A 21,630-nucleotide genomic window follows, 5' to 3' on the forward strand; every position below is an offset into this window, starting at 1 on the left:
AGAAGGCACTGCGGAACGCTCGATGACCGCCCAAGCCGAGTTCCAGGGCGCTTTCAGCATCCCGGCTCACAGGGCCAAGGGCCGGTCTTGAACCACCATTCTCTCTCCCGGACCTTGGCCGGTCCTGATTCCAACCTTCATGAGGTAGACGTGCAGAACAGCGGTGCAGGGCAGCGACTCCACCAGTCACCGATTGCGATCGTAGGATTGGCGGGGATGTTCCCGGAGGCCGGCAACGTCCGGGAATTCTGGCGTAATGTGGTTAGTGGGCGCGATTGCATCAAGGACGTACCGGAAGCCTGGTGGAAGATCTCGGATCACTACGACCGGGACATGTTCGCCGAGGACACGACGTACGCGCGCAAGGGCGGCTTCCTGCCTCCCGTATGGTTCGACCCACTCGAGTTCGGCATGCCGCCCGCGACGCTGGACTCCACCGGAACCGTCCAGCTCCTGAGCCTGATCACAGCCCGTGACGTACTGCGGGATGCAGGATGCGACAGCGCCTCCTGGTACGACCCGGCCCGCACCGGCGTCATCCTGGGCGTGTGCGGCACGAATTCGACGATGTTCCCGCTCGGTGCCCGCCTGCTGACCCCACAGGTCCGCGAGGCCGCCTTGAGTTGTGGCTTGTCCGAAGAGGACGCGCAGGAAGTCGTCCGTCGCTTCAAGTCGGCCTCACCGCCGTGGACCGAGGACTCCTTCCCCGGCGTACTGGGCAACGTTGTATCGGGCCGCATCGCCAACCGGCTGGGATTGGGCGCGGCCAACTACACCGTGGACGCCGCTTGCGCCAGCTCCCTGGCCGCAGTCCGTGCGGCGGTGGACGAACTCATCACCCACCGGGCGGACTTGATGCTCACTGGGGGATGCGACGCCGACAACACGATCATGACGTACATGTGCTTCAGCAAGACCCCCGCACTGTCGCCCACTGACAAGATCCGCCCCTTCGATAGCACCGCCGACGGCACGATGCTCGGCGAAGGCATCGGAATGCTCGCCCTGAAACGCCTCGAGGACGCTGAACGCGACAACGACCGGATCTACGCCGTCCTACGGGGCATGGGCAGTTCCAGCGACGGCCGGACCAAAAGCATCTACGCGCCGTGCGGCGACGGCCAGCTGGTGGCGCTGCAACGGGCGTATGACGACGCGGGAGCTGCGCCGTCCTCCGTCGAGCTCATTGAGGCACACGGCACCGGTACCCCCGTCGGTGACGAAGTGGAGATCGAGGCGCTCGGCGCGCTCATGGCATCCGACGGCCAACCCGCTCATGTCGCGGTCGGCTCCGTCAAATCTCAAATCGGACATACAAAAGCGGCGGCCGGCGCGGCCGGACTGATCAAGACCGCTCTGGCTCTCCATCACCGGATGCTGCCCCCCAGCATCAACGTCGACACGCCCACCGAACGTGCAACCGGCGCGCTGTACGTCAACACGCGAGCCCGCCCATGGGTACGCGACCCGGGGCGGCCGGTGCGGCGTGCGGGAGTGTCCGCCTTCGGCTTCGGCGGAGTCAACTTCCACGCGCTGCTGGAGGAGCATGCCACCGCGCCGCGCATCATGCATTCCACCCCCGTCACCTGCCTGTGGCACGCCCCGGACCCTGAAGCACTCCTCGCCCTCTTGACGGACGCGGCCCCTCCCATGCCCAGCGGCGACACGGTCCCTGCCACACATGCCCGGGTCGGGTTCCTCGCTGCCGACCGCTCCCAGGTGGCGCAGTTGCGGGCCACCGCTGCCGCGCAACTGCGCGCTCATCCCGGCCACGAGGCCTGGGAGCACGTCAGCAACATTTATTACCGCCGCACTGCCCTGCCCGTCGGCACCAAGGTGGCCGCGCTGTTCGCTGGACAAGGCAGCCAGTACACCAACATGGGGCTTACCGCACTCCTCGCCCTGCCGCCGGTGCGAGCTGCCTTCGACGAGGCCAACGCCCTGTGCCCCACGGGTGAGGACACCTTGGCCAGGGTGGTCTTCCCCGCACCCGGGAACGTCGAGCCGGCGGAAGCCGAGAACCGGCTGCGCCGCACCTCCTACGCCCAGCCCGCGATCGGCGCACTGTCGGCGGGGCAGTACCGCTACCTCTCCGAGCTCGGCTTCACGCCCGACGCTGTGCTCGGTCACAGCTTTGGTGAGCTCGCCGCCCTGTGGGCGGCCGGTTCGCTGGACGGACCAGCCTTCGTGCGGTTGGCGCGAGCCCGGGGGCTGGCCATGGAGACTGCTCCCGGCTCCGACCCGGGGGCCATGGTGGCCGTCCGCGCACCGGTCACCTCCTGGAACGGCCTCGCGGCCCGATTCCCTGCGTTGAGCGTGTGCAACTACAACAGCCCTGAAGACTTCGTCGTGGGCGGACCGACCCCGGACATCGAGGACTTCTTCTCCATGTGCCAGCGGGAGCGCATCCCGGCCCAGCGTCTGCCGGTCGCCGCTGCCTTCCACAGTGAACTGGTCCGCCACGCGTTGAAGCCGTTCACCCGCGCCGTCACCCAGGAGGAAATCAAACAGCCAGCTCTGCCGGTGGCCGCCAACACCAGCGGCGCCTCCTACGGGGCCGACCCTGCCCACAACGCCCGTGTCCTCACCGAGCAGATCGTCAGCCCGGTGGACTTCACGGGCCGGCTGCGCGAGCTGTACGAGAGCGGCTGCCGGGTCTTCGTCGAGTTCGGTCCCAAGCAGGTCCTCACTCAGCTCACCCAGCGCACCTTCGGCGCAGACGTCTTCGCCATCCCGACCGACACGGGCCCTGGCACGGACAGCGCGACCGCGTTGAAGCAGGCAGCTCTTCGGCTGGCCGTACTAGGGCGTCCCCTGACCGGCATCGACCGTCACGACCTGCCCCTCCCACCCGAAGCCGTGACCGGCTCTGCGGTATCCCGGCTGCTGGAAGGTCCGAATTTCGCGATGAACGCACGACGCCCGCACTTCGAGAAGGTTCTCTCCGAGGCCTATACGTGCGGGGCAGCCCGCCAGTCCGCTTCTGCGCCTCCTGACGTTCAGGAACAACGTTCTGGCACACCGACCGCGACCGGAGACAGCCCCACTTCCGAAACCAGCCGGATCCTGCCCGTACCGGTCGGTGACGAGCGAGCAGTGGCGGACGGCGCGACGAGCAGCGGGATTGCCGAGACAGCCGTCGGCCATCTGGCCCTGCACACACGCTTCCTCGACGGCCAGCTGCGGACCACTGAACGCCTGGTTGCCCTCCTGGCGGCGGCCGGTGAACAGGAGCCGCACATCACTGCCCGCGTAGGGGCAGTACGTGATCACAGTCTTGCCCTGAGCCAGGCCCACATCCGGGCCAACGAAGTTCTGGCGGACATGATGCGTCTATCCGGCGGCACGGCCCCCAGCAGCCCCCACGCATATGGCGGCCGGCCCGCCCTGCCGCCATACCGTTCCACTGCCACCGACCCTTCAACAGGTGCCGAAGCGCTTCCCTCTGCTGGTCCGGCGGATCCGGCGGAGCCTGCTGGGACTGCCACGCCGCATTCCAGCAACGCCGGGCAGCCTGAGCAGCCCGCGGCCCACGCGCCTCAGGTACCCCCAGCCCGGTCGGCGATCGCCTCCCTCCTGGCTGATGGCACAACCATGTCTTCTGGAAAGACACCGGGGGACCTGGAGGAACTGAGCCCCGAGCACGTCGAGAAAATCATCTTCGAGATCGTCGCTGAGAAGACCGGATACGCCGTCGAGATGCTCGAACCCGATCTCGACATCCAGATGGACCTGGGTATCGACTCGCTCAAGCAGGTCGAGATCGCAGCAGAGGCGTGGCGGCGCTACCCGGTGATCGCCCGTGAGGAGCTCTACCGGTTTGCACAGGCCCGCACGGTCGGGGACCTGGCGTTGCTGCTGCGGGAGATCGCCTCGGCACCAGCCGCAAGCCTCGGCGAGTTCACCACCGCACCGCTGGGACGGGCCTACACCACGTTGCGTTCGCTGCCCGTGCCGGACGAGCACCTCGGGGCATACGCCCCCGACCCGGTCGCGCTGGTGATCAACGACGGCAGTTCCCTGACAGTCACTCTGGTGCGGTCCCTGCGCGCCGCGGGTTGGCACGTCGTGCCGCTGGCGCTACCGGACGTGGCTGTGAGCAGCCAGGAATCCCAGCTGGCCGACTGGAGCGAGCAGTCCCTCAGAGCTCAGCTCACGGACCTGCCCCGGGTGGACCTGTGTGTCCTGCCGGCCGACCGCGCCGACGGGCATGACGCTGCGCACACGATCAGGCGGCTGTGCCATGCGGTGCTCGTAGCCAAGCATCTCGCGCCACTGCTGCGGAAAACGGCCGAAGGCGGCCACCGCGCAGGCTTCGTGGCAGTGACCCGTCTCGACGGTGCTCTTGGTTTCACCGGATCCGGAGCCGATCCGGTATCGGCACTGACCGGCGGACTGGGCGGCCTGGTCAAGACGCTCACACTGGAGGAACTGACCCTCTTCGGCCGTGTCGTGGACGTCGCGCCGTCTCTGGAGGACCACGAGGTGGGGACGCGGTTCATGGCCGAGATCACCGATGCCGCAACGGGCCCGCGCGAAGTGAGCTGGTCCAGCGGTGGATTGCGCCGCACCCCCTTCCTGGCCCCCCGCCCGGCACACCTGCTGCCCGGGGCGCCCGACACCGAGATCAGCAGTGAGGACGTGCTGCTTGTTACCGGCGGGGCCCGCGGGATCACCGCCTGGTGCGTCAGCGAACTCGCCCGGGCACAGTCGTGCCACTTCCTGCTTCTTGGCCGCACCCCCCTCAGCGACCTCCCTTCCTGGGTGGCCGACTGTCCCACCCCGGCGGACCTCCGCAACGTGCTCGCCGAGCAGATGCGAGCCGAGGGCGGCGACCCGCACCATCCCGGCGCACGGGCGGAATTGGACCAGCGCGCGCACAGGCTCGAACAGCAACGAGAAGTGCACGCCACGCTCGACGACCTGCGCAGCCTGGGTATCGACGCCCAGTACGTGGCGGCCGACGTGGGTGACCCCTCCGCGATCGCCGAGGTCCTGGCCCCGCACTCCACCCGTATCACCGGCGTCATCCACGGCGCGGGCGTCCTGGCCGACGAACCCCTGGGGGACAAGAACGCGGACAGCGTGGCCAAGGTCGTCGACGCCAAGCTCACGGGCCTGGTCAACGTCCTTGATGTTCTGCCTGCCGAACAGTTGCGCCACCTGGTGGTATTCACCTCCGTCGCCGGTGTGTACGGCAATGCGCGCCAGACCGACTACGCGCTGGCGAATGAGGCACTGAACCGTTTCGCGTGCGCCTGGCAGGCAGCACATCCCTCGTGCCGGGTGGCGGCTATGGCCTGGGGGCCGTGGCGTGGCGGCATGGCCTCACCTGGCATCCAGGAGATCTTCGTCCAGCACGGAATTCCACTTCTGACCAGGGAGGAAGGGTGCCGATACTTCGTCGAGCAGATGAGTCCCGAGCACACCGGCGATCTCATGACAGTCATGGGGCCGATCGAACCGGTCTTCCGACGACGTGGTTCCCTCCCACCCCGGGGTGTCGTCCTGCAACGGGACCTCTCCTCTATGGCAACCGAGCCTGTCCTGCTCGACCACCGCATCGACGGCCACCCCGTGCTGCCCATGACGGCTGCACTGGGTTGGTGCATCGCGACCGTAGAAGGCCTACACGAGGGGCACCCCGTTACCGGTTGCCGTGACTTCACCATCCGTAACGGACTTGTGTTCGATTCCTCCCACCCTCGCGAAGCCCGTGTAGCGGTGAACCGCCGGGGCGACGCCTTCCATGTCGACATCCGGGACGCCCGGGCGGCGAGCGGCCCCCCGCGTTACGAAGGGGACCTCATCCTCTCCGAGAGTGCAAGGCAGCCCTCGCGCCGGAAACTTCCCGCAGGCCTGCCCGACGGGCCGATCACTGAGATGCACCCGGCCTACGGCGACGAATTCCTCTTCCACGGCCCCTTGCTGCATGGACTGGGCCATCCCGTCGAGGAGACCGATACGGCTCTGACACTTCCTGCACAACTGCCCGAACCCGATCTCGCCCAAGGCGCGTATAGCGGGGTGCTCTACCACCCGGCCCCGGCCGACCTGCTGCTGCAGAGCGCTGCCCTGCTGGGCAGGCGCCGGTTCGGACACCGCTGCCTGCCAGTTGCGGTGAAACGCGTCGACCTGTACGCGCCGCTGCCCGACGGGGAGCGCTTTTGGATCGTGGTCGAACTCCTCGACGACAGTCCGCTGGAGATGAACGTCACCGTCACCGCGTGTACGACCGAAGGCGAGGTGCTGCAGTGCTGGGAGGGATTGAAGATGATTGTCGCTGCGCCAGAGATGGTCGCCAGGGCTTCCTGGCCTGCGGTGCAGGGGGCCACCCGATGACTTCTGACGAGCTGGGATTCGAGGGAGTGCCCTTCATCCCTGACCGGAACGACGGCACACCCCCACAACCGTCCACCGGTCCCGCGAACCCCTGTGGCACCTCCCTGCCGGCACCTCGTGCACAGACCGGCGCGCCATTGATCGGCGACATGACAGAAGCGGTCCGCCGTGCTCATCACGCCGTGCTGGAGGCCCAGCAGGCGATGCAGGATGTACTGCTCGCACAAGCCGAAAGCTTCACCACCACCCGGGCCGACCATCCGGCTGCCCCCGCGATGTCCACCGGTGAACCAGCTCTTATGCACGAGCTGCACATGGCACACCTGGCCGACGGTGACCTGTGTCTCGCGTACGGGATCTCGACCCACTGCACCAGCGCGCAGGTGCGCCCGCGCCTGCCCCGGGGAGACCTGCTCATGCTCAGCCGGTCCTCGACCGGTGTCAGCAAAAAGGCGGACTACGAGGTGGGGATGGTCGTGGAAACGGAATTCGACGTCCCCTGCGATGCCTGGTTCTGCCATCAGGACGGAAGCGGCGGGACCCCCGCCGTTTTCTTCATGGAGAGCTCCCTGCAGGCCGCCGCCTTCTGCGGTGTCGTATCGGGCGTGCACCTGGAGTACCCCGATGACGACCTCTGCGTCCGCAACCTCGAGGGCCACGGCCAGGTCGTGCGGGACATGGATCCGAGAGGACGCACCGTACGGCAGCGCACCACACTCCTGGCGCACTCGCCGATGCCCGGAGCCATCATTCAGCGCTACGGCTACGAGCTGGAACTGGACGGGGAAGTCTTCTACACGGGTGAGACCTCCCACGGCTATTTCACCGCCCCTATGCTGGCCCGCCAGCAGGGCCTCGACAACGGCCGAAGGATGCCGACCTGGCTGGACACCCAGGGCGATCAGGACAACGTACGCCGCTTGGACCTCGGATTCGACAAGCGCCTGGGAGAGGGGCGGCTCGCCCTGCTCGGCCAAGTCGACCTGGTCCCGGACGGCGGCACACACGGTTTGGGCTACCTACGGTGCACCAAAGAAGTCCGCGCAGATGACCCGCTGTTCGACCTGCACTTTCTCCACGACCCCGTCATGCCAGGCTCGTTCGGTGTGGAGACGCTGCACCGCCTGGTCCGCGCCTTCGCCCTGTATACCGGCGTCACCGAAGGGATCACGGCACCCCGGTTCACCCTCGCCCCAGGCACACGGCACCACTGGGCCTACCGGGGGCAGATCCTGCGCCACCACCAGGAATCGACATTCGAGATCCACATCCGTGAGGCACGCCGTACGGGTAAGCACCTGTTCCTGCGTGCCGAGGGAAGCGTCTGGTGCGACGGGCTGCGGATCTATCGCGTCGACGACATCGTCATCGAGGCCCGGCCGGGCCATGAGGACGGAACCCGATGATCCTTCCGCGGACTGATACCCAAGACGTGTACCGAGTCCTGTCACAGCTCGACGAGCCGTGCTACATCGTGCGCTCCGGCGAGCGGATCACCGCAACCCATCGCCCGCCGATCGACGCGGAACTGCTCGCCGCCGCGGGCCCGGTGGCACTTGGGCGACTTGCCGTACCTGGTTTCACACAGCGTCATCAGGTGCGCTACCCCTACATGGCCGGCTCCATGGCCGGCGGTATCTCCTCCGTCGATCTGGTCCTTGCTCTCGCCCGCGGCGGCCATCTCGCCTCCTTCGGAGCGGCAGGCTTGCCACCGGCCCGCATCGAAGACGCCGTACGTCAGCTCAGTAGGCAGTTGGACGGCAAAGGTTGGGCGGCGAACCTCATCCACAGCCCGATGGCCCCCGGCGCGGAACGCGACACCGTCGACATCTACCTCCGCCACCAGGTGCGCTGCATTGAGGCATCGGCGTTCGTCCAGGCCACACCCGACCTCGTACGCTACCGGGCAGTCGGCATGCGCCCCGACCCGCACACCGGAGTACGCGCACTCAACCGCGTCATCGCCAAGGTATCCCGGACGGAGACCGCCGAGATCTTCCTGCGCCCCGCACCCGCCGACGTCGTCGCAGACCTTGAGGCGACGGGGCAGATCACGGCTGAACAGGCCCGTTGGGTGCAGCAGGTGCCGCTCGCCGACGACATCACGGTCGAGGCCGACTCGGCCGGCCACACCGATCGGCGTCCTCTGCTGTGTGCCCTCCCGCTGCTCATGCGCCTACGCGACCAGCTGGCCCCCGGGGTCGGCATCGGAGCAGCCGGCGGAATCGGCACCCCCCACGCGGCGTACGCGGCGTTCGCCCTCGGCGCCTCATACGTCGTGACCGGATCGGTGAACCAAGCCTGCGTAGAGTCCGGCACATCCCCAGCCGTCCGTGAACTTCTCGCAACCGTGGGCACCGCTGACTGCACGATGGCCCCTGCCGGGGACATGTTCGAGATGGGCGTCGACGTCCAGGTCCTCCAGCGCGGCACGATGTTCCCCGGACGCGCGTCCTGGCTCTACCGCCTCTATCTCGATCACGCCGGAGTGGAGGATCTCCGTCCCCGCGACCGTGAACGACTGGAGACCCAAGTGCTGCGCGGGTCAGTGGCCCACACGTGGGAGGCGGTGAGCGCGTACCTCGCGGAGCACCAGCCGCAGGAACTGCGCCGCGCTGCAACCGACCCCAAACTACGGATGGCGCTGCTCTTCCGCTGGTACCTGGGTCTGTCCTCCCGTTGGGCAACCCAGGGGGACACAACCCGTGCTGCGGACTACCAGATCTGGTGCGGGCCGGCGATGGGGGCGTTCAACGCCTGGACCTCAGGCACCCCTCTGGCAGGCTCCCGGAATCGAAGGGCAGCCGAGATCGCCCACCAACTGCTGCGAGGAGCGGCCTACCACAGCCGGATCTCAGCGCTGAGACTGGCGGGCGTCCATCTGCCCGCCTCCTGTTCGGAGTACCGCCCCCAGCCAGTGCACTGAGCCCTGAACGCGCCGCCCGCTACCGCGCCGGACTCCACCTCGCCTCACTCATCCTCTGGCTCCGCGAACCGGTAACACCGTCCCCGAAGGCATCGACGGCTGGTTGAATGCTCATCGGTGCCGCTGCGAAGCCGGGGGAAGTTTGAGAGTGCAGGACATGATCGCCTACGACGGCGTCGCAGCTTTGCTTGTGCTGACAGTGGTCTGGCAGATGCGGCGGCGGCTGACACTCCGCTTCCGGGGCGTCGAGGTCACCGCTCGGTGCTTCGACCGTGAATGGCGCGGGAAGGGCGGCCCGCAGTTCCTGCTGAGCTGCACGACGCCTGACGGCGTCAAGCGGACACACAGCGCAGGAGAAAGCGACGTCCCCGCCGGCACCCGAGAAGGGGACAGCGTCACAGTCCTCTACGACCCGACATCCCCCGGGCGCGCGGAGACGGCACTCGTTTCCCGCAAACCACTTTGGAAGCACTACGACATGATGGCCGCGCTGGGAATTGCCCTCATCACCGTGCTGTCGGTGCACCTTCCGTAGAACGGCCGCCGCGCGTCAAAAGATGCCCAAGCCCGCCCCCCAGAACGACGGGGTACCCAGCGCACACCCGGAACAGCAGAGCCCTCCTCACTCACGCAGCACTTGCCAGACAGGCCCCAGCGGGCCGAGCGCGGCGGTGGTCAGCGCCAGTCGTCGATCACATACGCGTCGGGACGGCTGTACCCGGGTTCGTTCGGCCTGTGCATGGTCACGCCCTGCAACCATGTGCGGAAACCGCGGTCGATCATGCGCCGGTAGGCATCCGGGCGGCCCAGGTTCATGCCGGCGTCCAGTTGCCCCAGGCCGCGCTCGGAGGCCAGCAGCTCGCATGCGTCGAGCAGTCGCTCGAACCGGTCGGCAGCCCCCGGACCGGGACGTACGGCGCCGAATTTGACGAAGCACACGTCCGCGCCAGCCTCCGACCCGGCTCCGCAGTGGCAGACGGCCAGGCCATCGAGCTCGGAGGCAGCGCCATGGAGCAGGATGGTGTCACCGAGTCCCTGCGCGTGCGCGGCCACGATCTCGCGTTCCAGGCTCAGGCCTTCGTACACGGCTCCGGTCAGTGCGCGACAGAGACTCAGCGCGTCAGGCCGCCCGGCAGCGGGCAGTTCGCCGTAGAGCACCCGGCCGGGGACTGCGGCACCTTCTGTGACCTGTTTCTTCATGATGGCTGTGAGGAATCGAGGCCAGAAGCCGTACCGGCGGTAGAGCTCAAGATGCTTGGGACTGTGCGCGAAGGTGAACAGGCCGAGGTGGCGGTTCCCCCAGGCGTCGAAGCAGTCTATGACCGGCTCCATCAGACGCCTGCCGATGCCCTGGTCCCACAGATCCGGACGTACGGTCAGCGGTCCGAAAAACCCGACGCTGCCCCAGTTGGTGGCGAAGTTCGATCCAACTACTTCGCCCTCGACCGTCGCCGCGAATGCCGCCCGCGGATCGGCCGCCCAGCGCGTATGGACATAGTCGACGGTCCCGAAAGGATCAGGGGCCCCCAGGAAGGTCCCGAAAGCGACCCTGCAGATCTCATCGGCCCGATCCAGACCCGCCTCACCCAGTGGGCGGACTGATACGGGGGCCGCGCCACTCTCGCGCTCTGCTGTTGGTGGGATCATCGCTCTTTCCTTCCGACGCCCCTTTCCATCGCACCACGGAGGTGCGCCGCAGGCGAGGCGAACGGTCCGGCGCCCCCCCGGAGGATCGAGGACCCAGCCGGTCTGCCTTGCCTTTCCGCAGGAACCGCCGCAGGCAGCCGGCTCCAGCGACCACCATGGCCGCCTGGATCGTCCTCTCCGACTCCACACGATGTAGTCATCACACACGTGATGACCTATAAGCGACCCGGGTCGGCTACTACGGGTGCCGAGGCTCAGGAAAGCCGCCCCTGCCCGGGATGGGGAGCCAGAACCGCGATCCGTGAACAAAATCAATCCACCGCTTGCGCATGTCCGGCCGCCCCACAACGTGTGGTGGAAGTCAGTGGCGAACCTGTCGCGCACCGCGGCCGCACGGGGCGAGAGGTGTCGCGGTCGCCGGCGGACATGGTGGCCTTGATTCCCCCGTGGGATCCTGTGACCGGACACGGAGCCTTGGGGCTTCAGAAGCGCGTTTCGTCAGGAAAACGGGATTTCTCGATCGCTTCCTGCCATTCCGTCCCCGGCTGCCAGTCTTGGAAGGGATCCTTCTGTTCAGGCGCCTGGTCTGGACCCGGGTCACCCGGACGCCAGACTTGAGCAGGAACTTCCGATGCTGTCGGCCACGCCTCCGGCCTGGACCGTGTGGTTTGCGGCGACAGCCCTGAGCTGCGCTCCCCGCTGTCAGAGGCAACGGCCGAGGCGCGCTCCGTGTCTGCAGTGTGGATCATCTCTGTGTCCTCCGTCGCCGGCTGCGCTTCAACATCGGCGATGGTCGAAGTGGGTACAGGAACCGGCGCGGACTTCCCGTTCTTGGCCTCGTCCTTCTGCGTCCACGAATCCGCCCACGGCTCTGGCGCGACTGGAGCTGGCGTTCGATGCGCGACCTCTACAGCGTCATCCCACAGGCGTTTCACCCGTTGGCCATGGGTGATCTCTGAGTATTCCGGCTCGCCTTGAGGAGATGTTCCTGCACGTTCACACAGCACGGTAAGGACGGCCTCCACGGTGCTCCACCGCTGGGGAACGGTCTCGCCGCGCAGCATTTTGCGGATCGTTTCACGGCTTGCCGAACCCCTCAGGGCGCCATGGTTGGCGATGTCGCCGGCGATCTCGGTCAGCGACGGTCTACCTGCGGCCTTGTACCAGTTGTAGAGCGCTTGCGCGAAGTCTCGGACCGGACCCGGCGGAAACTCCCACTCGGTCGGCATGGTGATGACGCGTCCCATGTTCCCCCCTGCCTTCCCACCAGCTGTCCAGTGGTGTCCAGAAGAGTCTAGCCACGACAACTGATGACACGTCACGTCTATCCAAGGCAGTACACGACCCGTCGAATCAAAGATCGGCTGTATGAGACAACCAGCCTTTTCGGTGGACGAAGGTTGTGGAGACGGGCCAACCAAGTTCGTTGACGGCACCCCGTATCGAACCGATCCCGAGGGGGACACCATGACCACCGCTCCGACCCCGTCCCAGCCCGACGGCGCTCCCGCATCCGTGCCTGCCGTTCCCGACCGTGCGGCGTGGGTGCTGCCGGTGGCCGTGATCGGGGTGGTGGTGGTGCTGATGGCGTGTGCGTTCGCCGCGTTCCTCGTCCACGCCTATCCGGTGCTCAAGGAACCTCTGACGATGGCCGTCGGCATCGCGACGCTGGCCGGACTGCTCGTCGCCACGGTCGTGTTGCTGCACCGCAGGCCATGAGTACGCGGACGCTGCGGCGATGGCCCGCACCGGAGCGCTGCCGGTTCCGTACTGATACGGGCGGGCGCAGGCTTGGCCGCCCGTCTCACGGGACGCCCGCCGGGTAACCGACAACTCCCTCCTGCCTTGCGGGAGAGTTTCGAGTCTGCCCTTGACCAGCCATTTTCCTGTGCTGGGGTGGGTTCCATGATGTCGTTCAAGGAAGTCAGCAAAGGTTCCGCGTACCGCTACTTTCCCTGTCAAGTTCTTCTGTTCAGCTCCGGGGGAGCCGTCGGAGCCTGAGAACGAGGTGTGACTGAGCGCAACAAACGGCCACTGAGCGAAATGGACGGCCGTACCCGCGCTCAGATCGGTGTGCGGTGAGGTGCGCAGATTGGCGGGGTGTCGTATCGTGGACAGGCTGCTGCGCCGGAGACATCGGCAGCGGCATCCGACATCCTGTTCCTTCTGCGGCGATCTTCGAGGTGTTTTTATCCCCCAGGCCCGGTAGCGGTCCGCGGTTCCCCCACGTGCCGAGTCTTCGCACGTGTCCGGGAGCGGACTCGCGTTGGCCTGAGTTGCGTCGCCCACGCCTTATGTCGTTTTCCGGGTGCAGCTCTGCCGTCTGCCCCGGGTTTCGTGTTTGTCGATCCCGGCGCGGCTGAGGGCAGGGCTCGCCGAGCCCTTTGGATCAGGAGTCCCCCCAGTGTCTTCCCCCGCGCTCGGTAGCGAGCCGCAGCACACCACCGAGCTCCCAGCCCGCACTCCCTCGGGCCGACCGCCGAAGATGGCCCTGGCTGCCCGGATCGCCCTCGTGGTGCTTCTGGTCGCCGAGCTCATGGACATCCTCGACCAGTCGGTCGTCCTCACGGCCCTGCCCGCCATCCAGGAGTCGACCGGCGCCGGACCAGCTGCGGTGCAGTGGCTGACCGTCGGCTACTCGCTGATGGTCGCCGTCGGGCTGATCACCGGTGGACGCCTCGGCGACCTCCACGGCCGACGCAAGGTCCTCCTCATCGGCACTGTCGTCTTCACCGCGGCCTCGCTGCTGTGCGGCCTCGCCACCCGGCCGGGGGCATTGATCGCCGCCCGCGTGCTCCAGGGCGTGGGGGTGGCCCTGATGATCCCGCAGGTCCTGGCCACCCTGCACGTCACCTTCGACGGCGAGAACCGCAGCAGGGCCTTCGGGCTGTACGGAGCGGTCCTCTCGCTCGCCAACGTCCTGGGACCAGTCCTCGGGGGCCTGCTCACCGAGGCCGACCTGTTCGGACTGTCCTGGCGGCCGATCTTCCTGATCAACGTGCCCGTCGGTCTCGCCGTGATCCTCCTGGGACGCACGTTCATCCCCGAGACGACCGTCCAGAAGGCCGACCGGCTCGATCCCACCGGCATGCTGCTGTCCGCGCTGGCCATTGTCCTGATCCTCTTCCCGCTCACCGAGGGCCACACCCACCACTGGCCGCTGTGGTGCTTCGCCATGCTCGCCGCCGGTCTCCTCGTGCTCGGCGTCTTCCTGCGCCACCAGCAGCGCAGGCAGGGCTGTGCCCCGCTGGTGACACTGTCCGTCTTCCGGGGCAGGCAGTTCTCCGGCGGGCTGTCCGCGCAGCTGATCCTCGGCCTGCTGTGCGGTTTGTTCTTCATGACCTGGACGCTGTACCTCCAGCGCGGCCTGGGCATGAGCCCGTTCCATGCGGCCGCGGCCTTCGTGCTGCTCGCGCTCGGCGAGCTGGCCGGTGCAACGGCCGCGGCGAAGAGTGCCGGGCGCTTCGGCCGCCGGATGCCCCAGGCCGGAGCCCTGATCGCGCTCGCCTCGATGGCCGCCTACGGACTCCAGGTCGCCGGCCGGGAGGCCGACCTGACCCTCCTCGCGATGACCGCGCCGGTGGTACTGATCGGCTTCGGCCTCGGCATGGTCGGCGGCCCGCTCGCCGACATGTCGCTCGCCGAGGTCCCGCACGAGAACGCCGGTTCCGCCTCCGGCCTGTTCAACACCGCCATGCACCTGGGCATCGCCCTCGGCACCGCGCTGACCGCCCTCGTGTTCTTCTCCATCACCAACGGTTCAGCCGACGCCGGTCTCAACCGCGACGCGTTCACCAGCGTGCTGTGGTGGGTCGGCGGCACCCTCGCCCTGATGTGGGCCCTGATGTTCTGCCTGCCCGGGCGAGCAAACAACCAGGCCGACTGAACAGCCTCCCGCGGCGGCGGCCCCTGCGCCCCAGGTGCCGCCGCCCCTCTCCACTTCAGTTCCGTACTGGACTGGACAAGGTCATGAGATGGGAACTCCACCGGCATGTGGCAGTCCGTAGTCATGCTCGGTGCGTCACACCTCCTGCCGACCGAAATAGAGCATCACAGCCCCAGGGACTGGGCCCAGCCAATGAACCAGGAGTTCCACCGCGGCTTCCCCTTCGCACGACCACGAGCCGACGCATCCAGCCGAGTCCTGACCTGCCCGATACTCAGCTGCGAGAGCGGCTCGAAGAGGCACGCCATGGGCAGGTGCAGGCGCAGAAGACGCTGATGGGCATGACGCTGATGGTCCTGATGCTGCTGAGCTTCATTGCCTCACCGCGGGTGCGCTGCGAAGAGCCGGAGGAGGAAGCCGGAGAGGCGCGGGCCCGTGCTTACCGGCTGCGGGTGACGGTGGCCGAGGGACGGTTGAAACAGGTCGAAGGGGAGCGGGCGCAGACCGAGGCCCTGCGCCTTCAGGCCCATCTGCAGACCGAGCGCTACCGCCGGGCGTTGCCCGCCGATCTGGCCCCGGCCACTGTGAGCGGCGCCGTGCACGACGTCCAAGTGCCTGCCCCGGAGGTGGAGGAGTGCGACCGGCTGCCGGCCCGCAACGCCGAACATCTCACGCAGGCCCGCCACGATCTCAACGACCTCCGCTCCCGCCCGGGTATGCAGGCCATCGGCGAGGTCCGTATTGCCCGTGGACAAGTCGTCGACCCGGCCGAGCGGAGCAAAGGCGGTTCGACAACAGCCTTGGGGGCTGAGCGCTGAAGAGACCGCCGCCCTCGCGCGCAAGCGCAATTGGCACCCCCTTCGGTGCACCGCTTTCTACACCTGTGTCTTGGCAGTGGTGTTCGGTTCCTATGCCGTTCTGGAGGTCGAGCTGGGGGAGCTGGACCGTCCCCTGCGCTATCACAGCGGCACCACGCCTGGTGGCGTCACCACTGAGAAGGCCCAGGGCCCCGGCGGCATTGAGCCCGCACCTCCCTGGCCTGGGAGATCACGAACAAGATCGAGACCGTCTTCCGCCCCGCCGACTCGGGCCCGCTGTCCCGGAACCAGGGGAACGCCTCCCTCGTGGACGCACTGGACGTGCACATCCCCGACCCCTGGGAGGGAACGGTCCGCTGGCGGATCGCCACGGACGGCCACCAGCTCGGCCAAGGCACGTTCCACAGCTCTTCCCCCAAAGCGGTCGACCCGAACCTGAGCACCGACGGCGGCACCAAGACCGCCACCCTCACCGCCCAATGGGACGGACAAACAGCCCGCTGCCCCTCCGTCGCCTCACCTGGAAGGAACCACGCATCGAGCTCGGCTACGGCGCCTACTTTTAAGGCCGCTTCATGGGGGTACGCGTGTAGTGAGTGAGTGGAAGTGGCATGGCACCCGGGGCCCGATCGCGATGTCGGTCGGGCCCCGCGGCATGCCGTGAGCAGTACCGCATCCGCCCAGCTTCACGATCACCGGCTCGGCCTCGCCGTCGACCGCGGTCGGCTCGCTGTGGCCCCTTGGCACCGACCGGTCCGCGCCTTCCCGTTGGCACCCACCGCGTGAGGGCTGCAAGGCCCCGCTGGAACGCTTGCCGCGCCTTGCTCAGGCCCCTTGGCCGCGCGGCTGACCGCCGGAGCTGGAGACGGTGTCTCAACGGGCTTGATGCCCAGCAGGGTCAGCCGTTCCTGCTGTCCGGTCGACAGCTGGGCCCAGGCGCCCGGCTGTGTCTGTCGCTGGAGCCAGCGTCCGATGTCGTCGCCGTCCATCAACACGCCGGGTGCGATGTCGGGCAGGTGGCCGCCGCCGTCGACCAGATCCGCGAGGACGCGGTGATGCCGCTGCCAGTCCAGCGGCCGCGGGCAGTTCCAGCCCTCGTCGATCGCCGTCAACTGCTTGGCGCGCCCGCTCCGCCCGCTCCGCGTCCTGACGCGGAGCCGGATGTTTTGTGGCTGGCGGCTCATCTCAAGGTGTGCTCAACGATCAGGTCATGGCACTGCCGCGCACGGTCAGCCACCCCATTTCCCACGGCAGAGAGCTCAGCCAGATAACTCAGCACCTCTGCGAGGTTGCCCGACCCCGGTTGTGTAGCGAGCAACTCCTCGGTTGCCTCTGTCACACGGTTCTCCGGTTCGAAGAGCAAGGCTCGAAAAAGGCCCGAGAGCTTGGTGTGAGCTTCGTTTGGCGGGGTCGTGGGGGACGCGAGCAGTTGACTCCACTGTTCCGTACACGCTTCGAGCCGCCCCTCCACGGTGTCGAACATGAGCTTCTCGAACCTGCAGGAGAGGTCTCCGGGGTCCACCTCCACTGCCCGCTCCAGGTCCACTCGAGCCTTCTCGTAGTGGCCTGCTTGTCGGTGTGCTCTGCCACGGATGCTGAGTGCCCAGGCGAGTGTGGGGTTGATTTCGAGTGCGGCGGTGAGGTCGGCGACGGCCTGGTCGTAATGGCCGGCCTGCTGGTGTGCCTCTCCGCGGGATGCGGGTGCCCAGGTGAATGTGGGGTTGATTTCGAGTGCGGCGGTGAGGTCGGCGACGGCCTGGTCGTAATGACCGGTCTGCCGGTGTGTTTCCCCGCGCTGGCTGAGTGCCCAGGTGAATGTGGGGTTGATTTCGAGTGCGGCGGTGAGGTCGGCGACGGCCTGGTCGTAATAGCCGGCCTGCTGGTGTGCCTCTCCGCGGGATGCGAGTGCCCAGGCGTAGGTGGGGTCGATTTCGAGTGCGGCGGTGAGGTCGGCGACGGCTTGGTCGTCATGGCCGGCCTGCTGGTGTGCTTCTCCGCGGGATACGAGTGCCCAGGCGTAGGTGGGGTCGATTTCGAGTGCGGCGGTGAAGTCGGTGACGGCCTGGTCGTACCGGTCCGCCTGCCGGTGTGCTTCGCCGCGCTGGCTGAGTGCCCAGGCGAGTGTGGGGTTGATTTCGAGTGCGGCGGTGAGGTCGGCGACGGCCTGGTCGTAATGGCCGAGCCAGCGATGGGTTTCCCCGCGACGAGCCCAGGCGTGGACGTTACAGGCATGGTGCGCAATGGCACGGTCCAACTCGGTGAGTGCCTCTTCCTCCCGGTCACAGAGGTAGAGGCGGATTCCACGGTAGGTGTGGGCCCAGCTTTTGATCTCAGCACTCAGCTGGCTGTGGGAGAGCAGGACACCAAGGCAGGTAAGACCAGGCTCGTCGCCGACGAGAGCATCCCGAAGGAGCCCTGACCAGCTGAGCAGGGCCGCGTCGGTGGCCTCCTGGGCGGCTTGTTCCAGTGTCTCGATCCATTGCCGCAGCACAGCGGTGTCCTCGCCCGCAGCATGTACCACCTGTTCGAGGGCGGGCGTCAGCTGCGTTCCCGGGTGGGCGCACAGCCGGTGGTACATCTCATCCAAGCGATGCCGGCGCCATTCAGGATCTTTCCACCGCTTCGCCTCGGGAAGCCGTTCCTCGACCGCGGCACGCCAGGCGGCATGAGTGTCAGCGAGCCGCAGATGCGCCGAAGCCCAGCCTTGAGGGGAGTGGGCGCGCTGCTGGCGGACCACCGCGTGGTAGTGCTTGAAGTCGCCACGGCCGCTGACAAACGGCTGCCCGCACAGCCACTCCCACAACCCCTCTGCCTCAGGCCCGGCCGCGGCAGCGAAGACGTCCTCATTCAGCTGCAGCGGCAATGCACACGCCCGTACAGCCTCGCGTTGCTCGGGGACCGTGATCCATTGCACGAAACGCTCGACGGCCACATCAGCGAGGTCTCCGCCCGCGTCGACCTCCTCGACCGTGTGAGGACGGGCCAGAGCGAGGAGTTCTACGAGCAAAGGCAGCCCCATGGACAGCTGCAGCACCGCTTCCACCACCCCTGGATCGGACACGCCCCGCGAAGTCAGCAGCGAACGTGTCTCCGCCTCCGTGAAGACTTCCAACGGCACGTCTGCGACCTGATCCCGCAGCGGCGCCCATTCCCGCTCCGTCAGCTCGTCCCGGCCTGCCAGCACAATGATGACGTTCGCCGGCACCGGACCGAACTCTTCGTCCAGCAGACTCAGCAGCCACCCGTCCAGGTACTGCGCGTTCTGCTCCCATGTGTCGAAGAACAGCACCACCCACCGTTGCCGACGGCACAGCCGTTCCAGCTCGGCTACGAAAGCACGGCTCAACCCCGTCTCGTCACCTCGGCCACCGCGCCGCTGGGCACGGGACCGCGAAACAGAGCGAAGCCGGTCCCGCCCCTGCGCCGCGGTATCCGGATTCGTCATCGCCGTTACGACACCGGCCCCCGGGATCAACGACGCTGCTCCCAGTGCGGCCTGCGTCACCACCCGGCTTGACATCGACGCCTCACCCTCCCCGGGCATCGGCTCAGCCTGCGTCGCCTGCTCCCGCCTGAACTGTTCGACCGCCTTGTCGAACTCCTTGCACGGACCCGTCTGCTCCGCCAGCTGCCGGACCAGCTCGATCAAGGCCTGCCGCACCCCGTGGACGTCGTTCTCGTCCACCACCGCCGTCACCGCATCCGCACGCCCGGCCGCCTCCTGCCACTGGCGTAGCAGCGTGGACTTGCCCACCCCGCCCACACCGCGCACATGGAACAGAAATTCCGCCGGATCCTCCTCAGAAAAAGGATCCTTCGACAAGTTCTCCGTGAACAGCGCCAACTGCGCACGCCGCCCCACGAACCGCGCCTTCGCACGCTGCCGGATCAGCGCCCCGCGCGACAGGCCCTGCGTACCCGACCTCGACAACCCCGCCACCCCCGATACTCGCCTACCTCGCCCATGAAAACGACCACACATCCGCCCGTGCCTGGCACATCAGACATAGGTCATCAGTGTCTAATCCAGACCTCCCATCTGTCAGTCAAGTGAAGGAGGCTGCCAGCATTCAGGGATCCTGCCCCTGTCCTGGGCGATGCGCGAGCCGGACCTCATGCAGGGCTGTCCCCCCCGCCACCCGGCGGACCATCGCCGCTTACAAGAAGGGACGGCCACCCCCGGACTACGGACAGCGCTCGCCCCCTCCCTTGCGCTGATTTGCCGGCCAGGTTCAACGCGTGAGAGTCACGGGCGATTGTCGTACTGCCTCTGACGGCGCTCCAGCCAGTTGGGGTCGCGTGCAGGTACGGCCGCTGCTGACGTCTCCTCCACCATGTCGGCATCGGTGATGGCCATGATCCGGTCGAAGAGCCAGACGAACCTGGCGAAGCGCAGGGCGGCGAAGACCATGGCGTATTCGAAGATGAAGCGGGCGGAGAGGGGGTCGTCGTCCTGGTCGAGTGAAAAGGCGAACAGGATCAGGGCGCAGGCAAGCGCAGTGCCTTGCAGCAGACTGCGCCAGCTCCTTCTGAGCTGACCAGGGTATTGCTGCCTCACCGCGCGCAACCGTTGGCCGTTGACCGTGGTGTAGATGGCGATAGCGATGGCACTGAGACCGCCGAGGGCCGAGACGGCGCCTGTCGCTGCCGCGTACAGGTCGGTGCGCTGATTGGCGCTGATCCATGTGAGCCAGTCTCCACATCCGGATACCCGGATGATGAGGAGATGGGCTCCGACGGCAGTCACCGCGCTCAGATGATCGAACCAGGCGTGCTCGGCCCACTTGTCGATGATGCGCATACGGACGCCCACACGATCCCCCCGCTTAGGTCATGAATGCCCCGCGTCTACCGCGAGCCGGAGCGCCTCCTCATGCTCGGCCGCTGCAGCCAGGATGGCATCCACCGCTGACACGATCCGGATCGAGTTGCCCTCCGCATCCGTGGCCGGAACCCGCTTCTTGGCCGTGATGCTGTGCTCGACCATCTCGACGAGACGGATCTGCTCCGGTCCGCCGGAATCCGAGTAGACAAGCCGCGCCCGTGCCCGCTCGGCACCGGTGACTACGTCGGAGATCTCGTCGAGGTCCGCAAGCAGATGCTCCCGGTGCTCCTTGAGCTCCTTCCCCCTGGGCACGGAGATGACCATCGTGACGCTGATCTCCCCGTAAGCATCGCCGGCGATGCGCAGAAGCCGGGCGAGGCCACCCTGCTGCTCACGCAGCGCGCCCATCTTGTTGCCCATGACCTTTACCTCGACGCGGCTTGCCCCTACAGCGGACTTGAGCTTCGCGATCTCGGAGTACGCGACGACAGGGCGCAGCTGCAACTGACTGCCGGGGAACATCTCGATGCCGTTGACCCAGGTTTCAAGGGATTTGTGACTGGGGGCGGATATGCCGCCCTGCATGATGCCCACCACGTTGCCGAACGGCAGGAAGCACACCACGGAAGTGTCGAGGTATCCCTCATGCGCCGACTGCTCGAGCTCACGAAGGTCACCGGTGTCGAAGTTGATGACCGACAGCCACTCGCCAGCCTCCTTCACCCGGTGCAGGAGCAGATGGTCCTCCATATTGTGCGGGAACGTGGTGCCCACAATCCGGGATTCGCCCTCATGGGTACGGGCACCTACTGGAGCCCGCGCCAGGTCCGCGAGCGCCCCGTCCCAGTCCATGGGTTCCGGAATGCGTTGCGCCTCGCCGTCTTTGACAACCACGGCCTCGTAGAAACCGACCGTGCGTTCCTTGTGGTTCAGCGTGGCCAAGATGCGCCCCCCTCTGTCCTACCGCCCAGCAGATCAGCCTTGCAGCCACCCAGCCGAGCCTCTTGGGAAGATCGTAGGTCGACGGAGAGGGCACAGGTCCGTATTTGCTCAGTTCAAAGACCGGCAGCATCCCTCCGCTCCTTAGCTTGACGTTTATGGTCCGTCGTCGAACACGGCCTCGAACTTGCTGATGGGTTTGCCTGAGTTCCGGACGTGAGAGCGGCCTTCGCCTGATCCTGTGCTC

Annotated in this window: 13 protein-coding genes and 1 pseudogene; 8 read left to right on the top strand and 6 right to left on the bottom strand. The window is 67.1% G+C overall.

Annotation, left to right across the window (positions count from 1 at the left end; all coding sequences use genetic code 11):
* Positions 1-150: 150 nt before the first annotated feature.
* The 4 genes from ABD374_RS12465 (at position 151) to ABD374_RS12480 (ending at position 9,803) form a co-directional block, all read left to right on the top strand.
* Positions 151-6,342, top strand: coding sequence for an SDR family NAD(P)-dependent oxidoreductase (locus ABD374_RS12465; RefSeq protein ID WP_344494466.1), 6,192 nt, complete (start codon positions 151-153; stop codon positions 6,340-6,342).
* Complete coding sequence (locus ABD374_RS12470) at positions 6,255-7,748, top strand: hotdog family protein (protein ID WP_344494468.1); 1,494 nt, start codon at positions 6,255-6,257, stop codon at positions 7,746-7,748. The genes ABD374_RS12465 and ABD374_RS12470 overlap by 88 nt, the downstream gene beginning before the upstream one ends.
* A 26-nt stretch (positions 7,749-7,774) precedes the next feature.
* Positions 7,775-9,268 carry a PfaD family polyunsaturated fatty acid/polyketide biosynthesis protein gene (locus ABD374_RS12475; protein WP_344494470.1) on the top strand — a complete coding sequence of 498 codons (1,494 nt, stop codon included), beginning with the start codon at positions 7,775-7,777 and terminating at the stop codon, positions 9,266-9,268.
* A 157-nt stretch (positions 9,269-9,425) separates the two neighbouring features.
* Positions 9,426-9,803, top strand: coding sequence for a DUF3592 domain-containing protein (locus tag ABD374_RS12480; protein ID WP_344494473.1), 378 nt, complete (start codon positions 9,426-9,428; stop codon positions 9,801-9,803).
* A gap of 140 nt (positions 9,804-9,943) precedes the next feature.
* On the opposite strand, the gene ABD374_RS12485 is transcribed toward ABD374_RS12480, so the two are convergent.
* Entirely contained in the window at positions 9,944-10,915 is a 972-nt protein-coding gene (locus ABD374_RS12485) for a GNAT family N-acetyltransferase (RefSeq protein WP_344494475.1), read from the bottom strand.
* 482 nt (positions 10,916-11,397) lie between these two features.
* A complete protein-coding gene (locus ABD374_RS12490) occupies positions 11,398-12,162 on the bottom strand; it encodes a hypothetical protein (protein ID WP_344494477.1) in 765 nt (254 codons plus the stop codon).
* A 220-nt stretch (positions 12,163-12,382) separates the two neighbouring features.
* On the opposite strand from ABD374_RS12490, the gene ABD374_RS12495 reads away from it, so the two are divergent.
* The 4 genes from ABD374_RS12495 (at position 12,383) to ABD374_RS12510 (ending at position 16,219) form a co-directional block, all read left to right on the top strand.
* Positions 12,383-12,634, top strand: coding sequence for a hypothetical protein (locus ABD374_RS12495; RefSeq protein WP_344494478.1), 252 nt, complete (start codon positions 12,383-12,385; stop codon positions 12,632-12,634).
* A gap of 685 nt (positions 12,635-13,319) precedes the next feature.
* Positions 13,320-14,801 carry an MFS transporter gene (locus ABD374_RS12500; protein WP_344494479.1) on the top strand — a complete coding sequence of 494 codons (1,482 nt, stop codon included), beginning with the start codon at positions 13,320-13,322 and terminating at the stop codon, positions 14,799-14,801.
* A 314-nt stretch (positions 14,802-15,115) separates the two neighbouring features.
* Positions 15,116-15,619 (top strand): hypothetical protein, encoded by a 504-nt coding sequence (locus ABD374_RS12505; RefSeq protein ID WP_344494481.1) that lies wholly within the window; start codon positions 15,116-15,118, stop codon positions 15,617-15,619.
* Positions 15,620-15,925: 306 nt separating this feature from the next.
* Entirely contained in the window at positions 15,926-16,219 is a 294-nt protein-coding gene (locus tag ABD374_RS12510; protein WP_344494483.1) for a hypothetical protein, read from the top strand.
* A gap of 78 nt (positions 16,220-16,297) precedes the next feature.
* On the opposite strand, the pseudogene ABD374_RS12515 reads toward ABD374_RS12510, so the two are convergent.
* From ABD374_RS12515 to ABD374_RS12530, 4 genes and pseudogenes are all read right to left on the bottom strand, one after another.
* Positions 16,298-16,743: pseudogene (locus tag ABD374_RS12515) on the bottom strand (helicase associated domain-containing protein); the annotation flags it as partial.
* Positions 16,744-16,799: 56 nt separating this feature from the next.
* On the bottom strand, positions 16,800-19,559 hold the full coding sequence (locus ABD374_RS12520; RefSeq protein WP_344494485.1) for a tetratricopeptide repeat protein: 2,760 nt from the start codon (positions 19,557-19,559) through the stop codon (positions 16,800-16,802).
* A gap of 306 nt (positions 19,560-19,865) precedes the next feature.
* Positions 19,866-20,420, bottom strand: a complete 555-nt coding sequence (locus ABD374_RS12525) for a hypothetical protein (RefSeq protein WP_344494487.1) — start codon at positions 20,418-20,420, stop codon at positions 19,866-19,868.
* Between the two features lie 30 nt (positions 20,421-20,450).
* Positions 20,451-21,386, bottom strand: coding sequence for a hypothetical protein (locus ABD374_RS12530; RefSeq protein WP_344494489.1), 936 nt, complete (start codon positions 21,384-21,386; stop codon positions 20,451-20,453).
* Positions 21,387-21,630: the final 244 nt, after the last annotated feature.

The sequence above is a fragment of the Streptomyces enissocaesilis genome (assembly GCF_039533765.1).
GTDB classification, from domain to species: Bacteria; Actinomycetota; Actinomycetes; order Streptomycetales; family Streptomycetaceae; genus Streptomyces; species Streptomyces enissocaesilis.

Coding starts and splice junctions, on each gene's coding strand:
- ABD374_RS12480 (WP_344494473.1), top strand. CDS start 9,426: ATGATCGCCTACGACGGCGTCGCAGCTTTGCTTGTGCTGACAGTGGTC.
- ABD374_RS12485 (WP_344494475.1), bottom strand. CDS start 10,915: ATGATCCCACCAACAGCAGAGCGCGAGAGTGGCGCGGCCCCCGTATCA.
- ABD374_RS12490 (WP_344494477.1), bottom strand. CDS start 12,162: ATGGGACGCGTCATCACCATGCCGACCGAGTGGGAGTTTCCGCCGGGT.
- ABD374_RS12495 (WP_344494478.1), top strand. CDS start 12,383: ATGACCACCGCTCCGACCCCGTCCCAGCCCGACGGCGCTCCCGCATCC.
- ABD374_RS12525 (WP_344494487.1), bottom strand. CDS start 20,420: ATGCGCATCATCGACAAGTGGGCCGAGCACGCCTGGTTCGATCATCTG.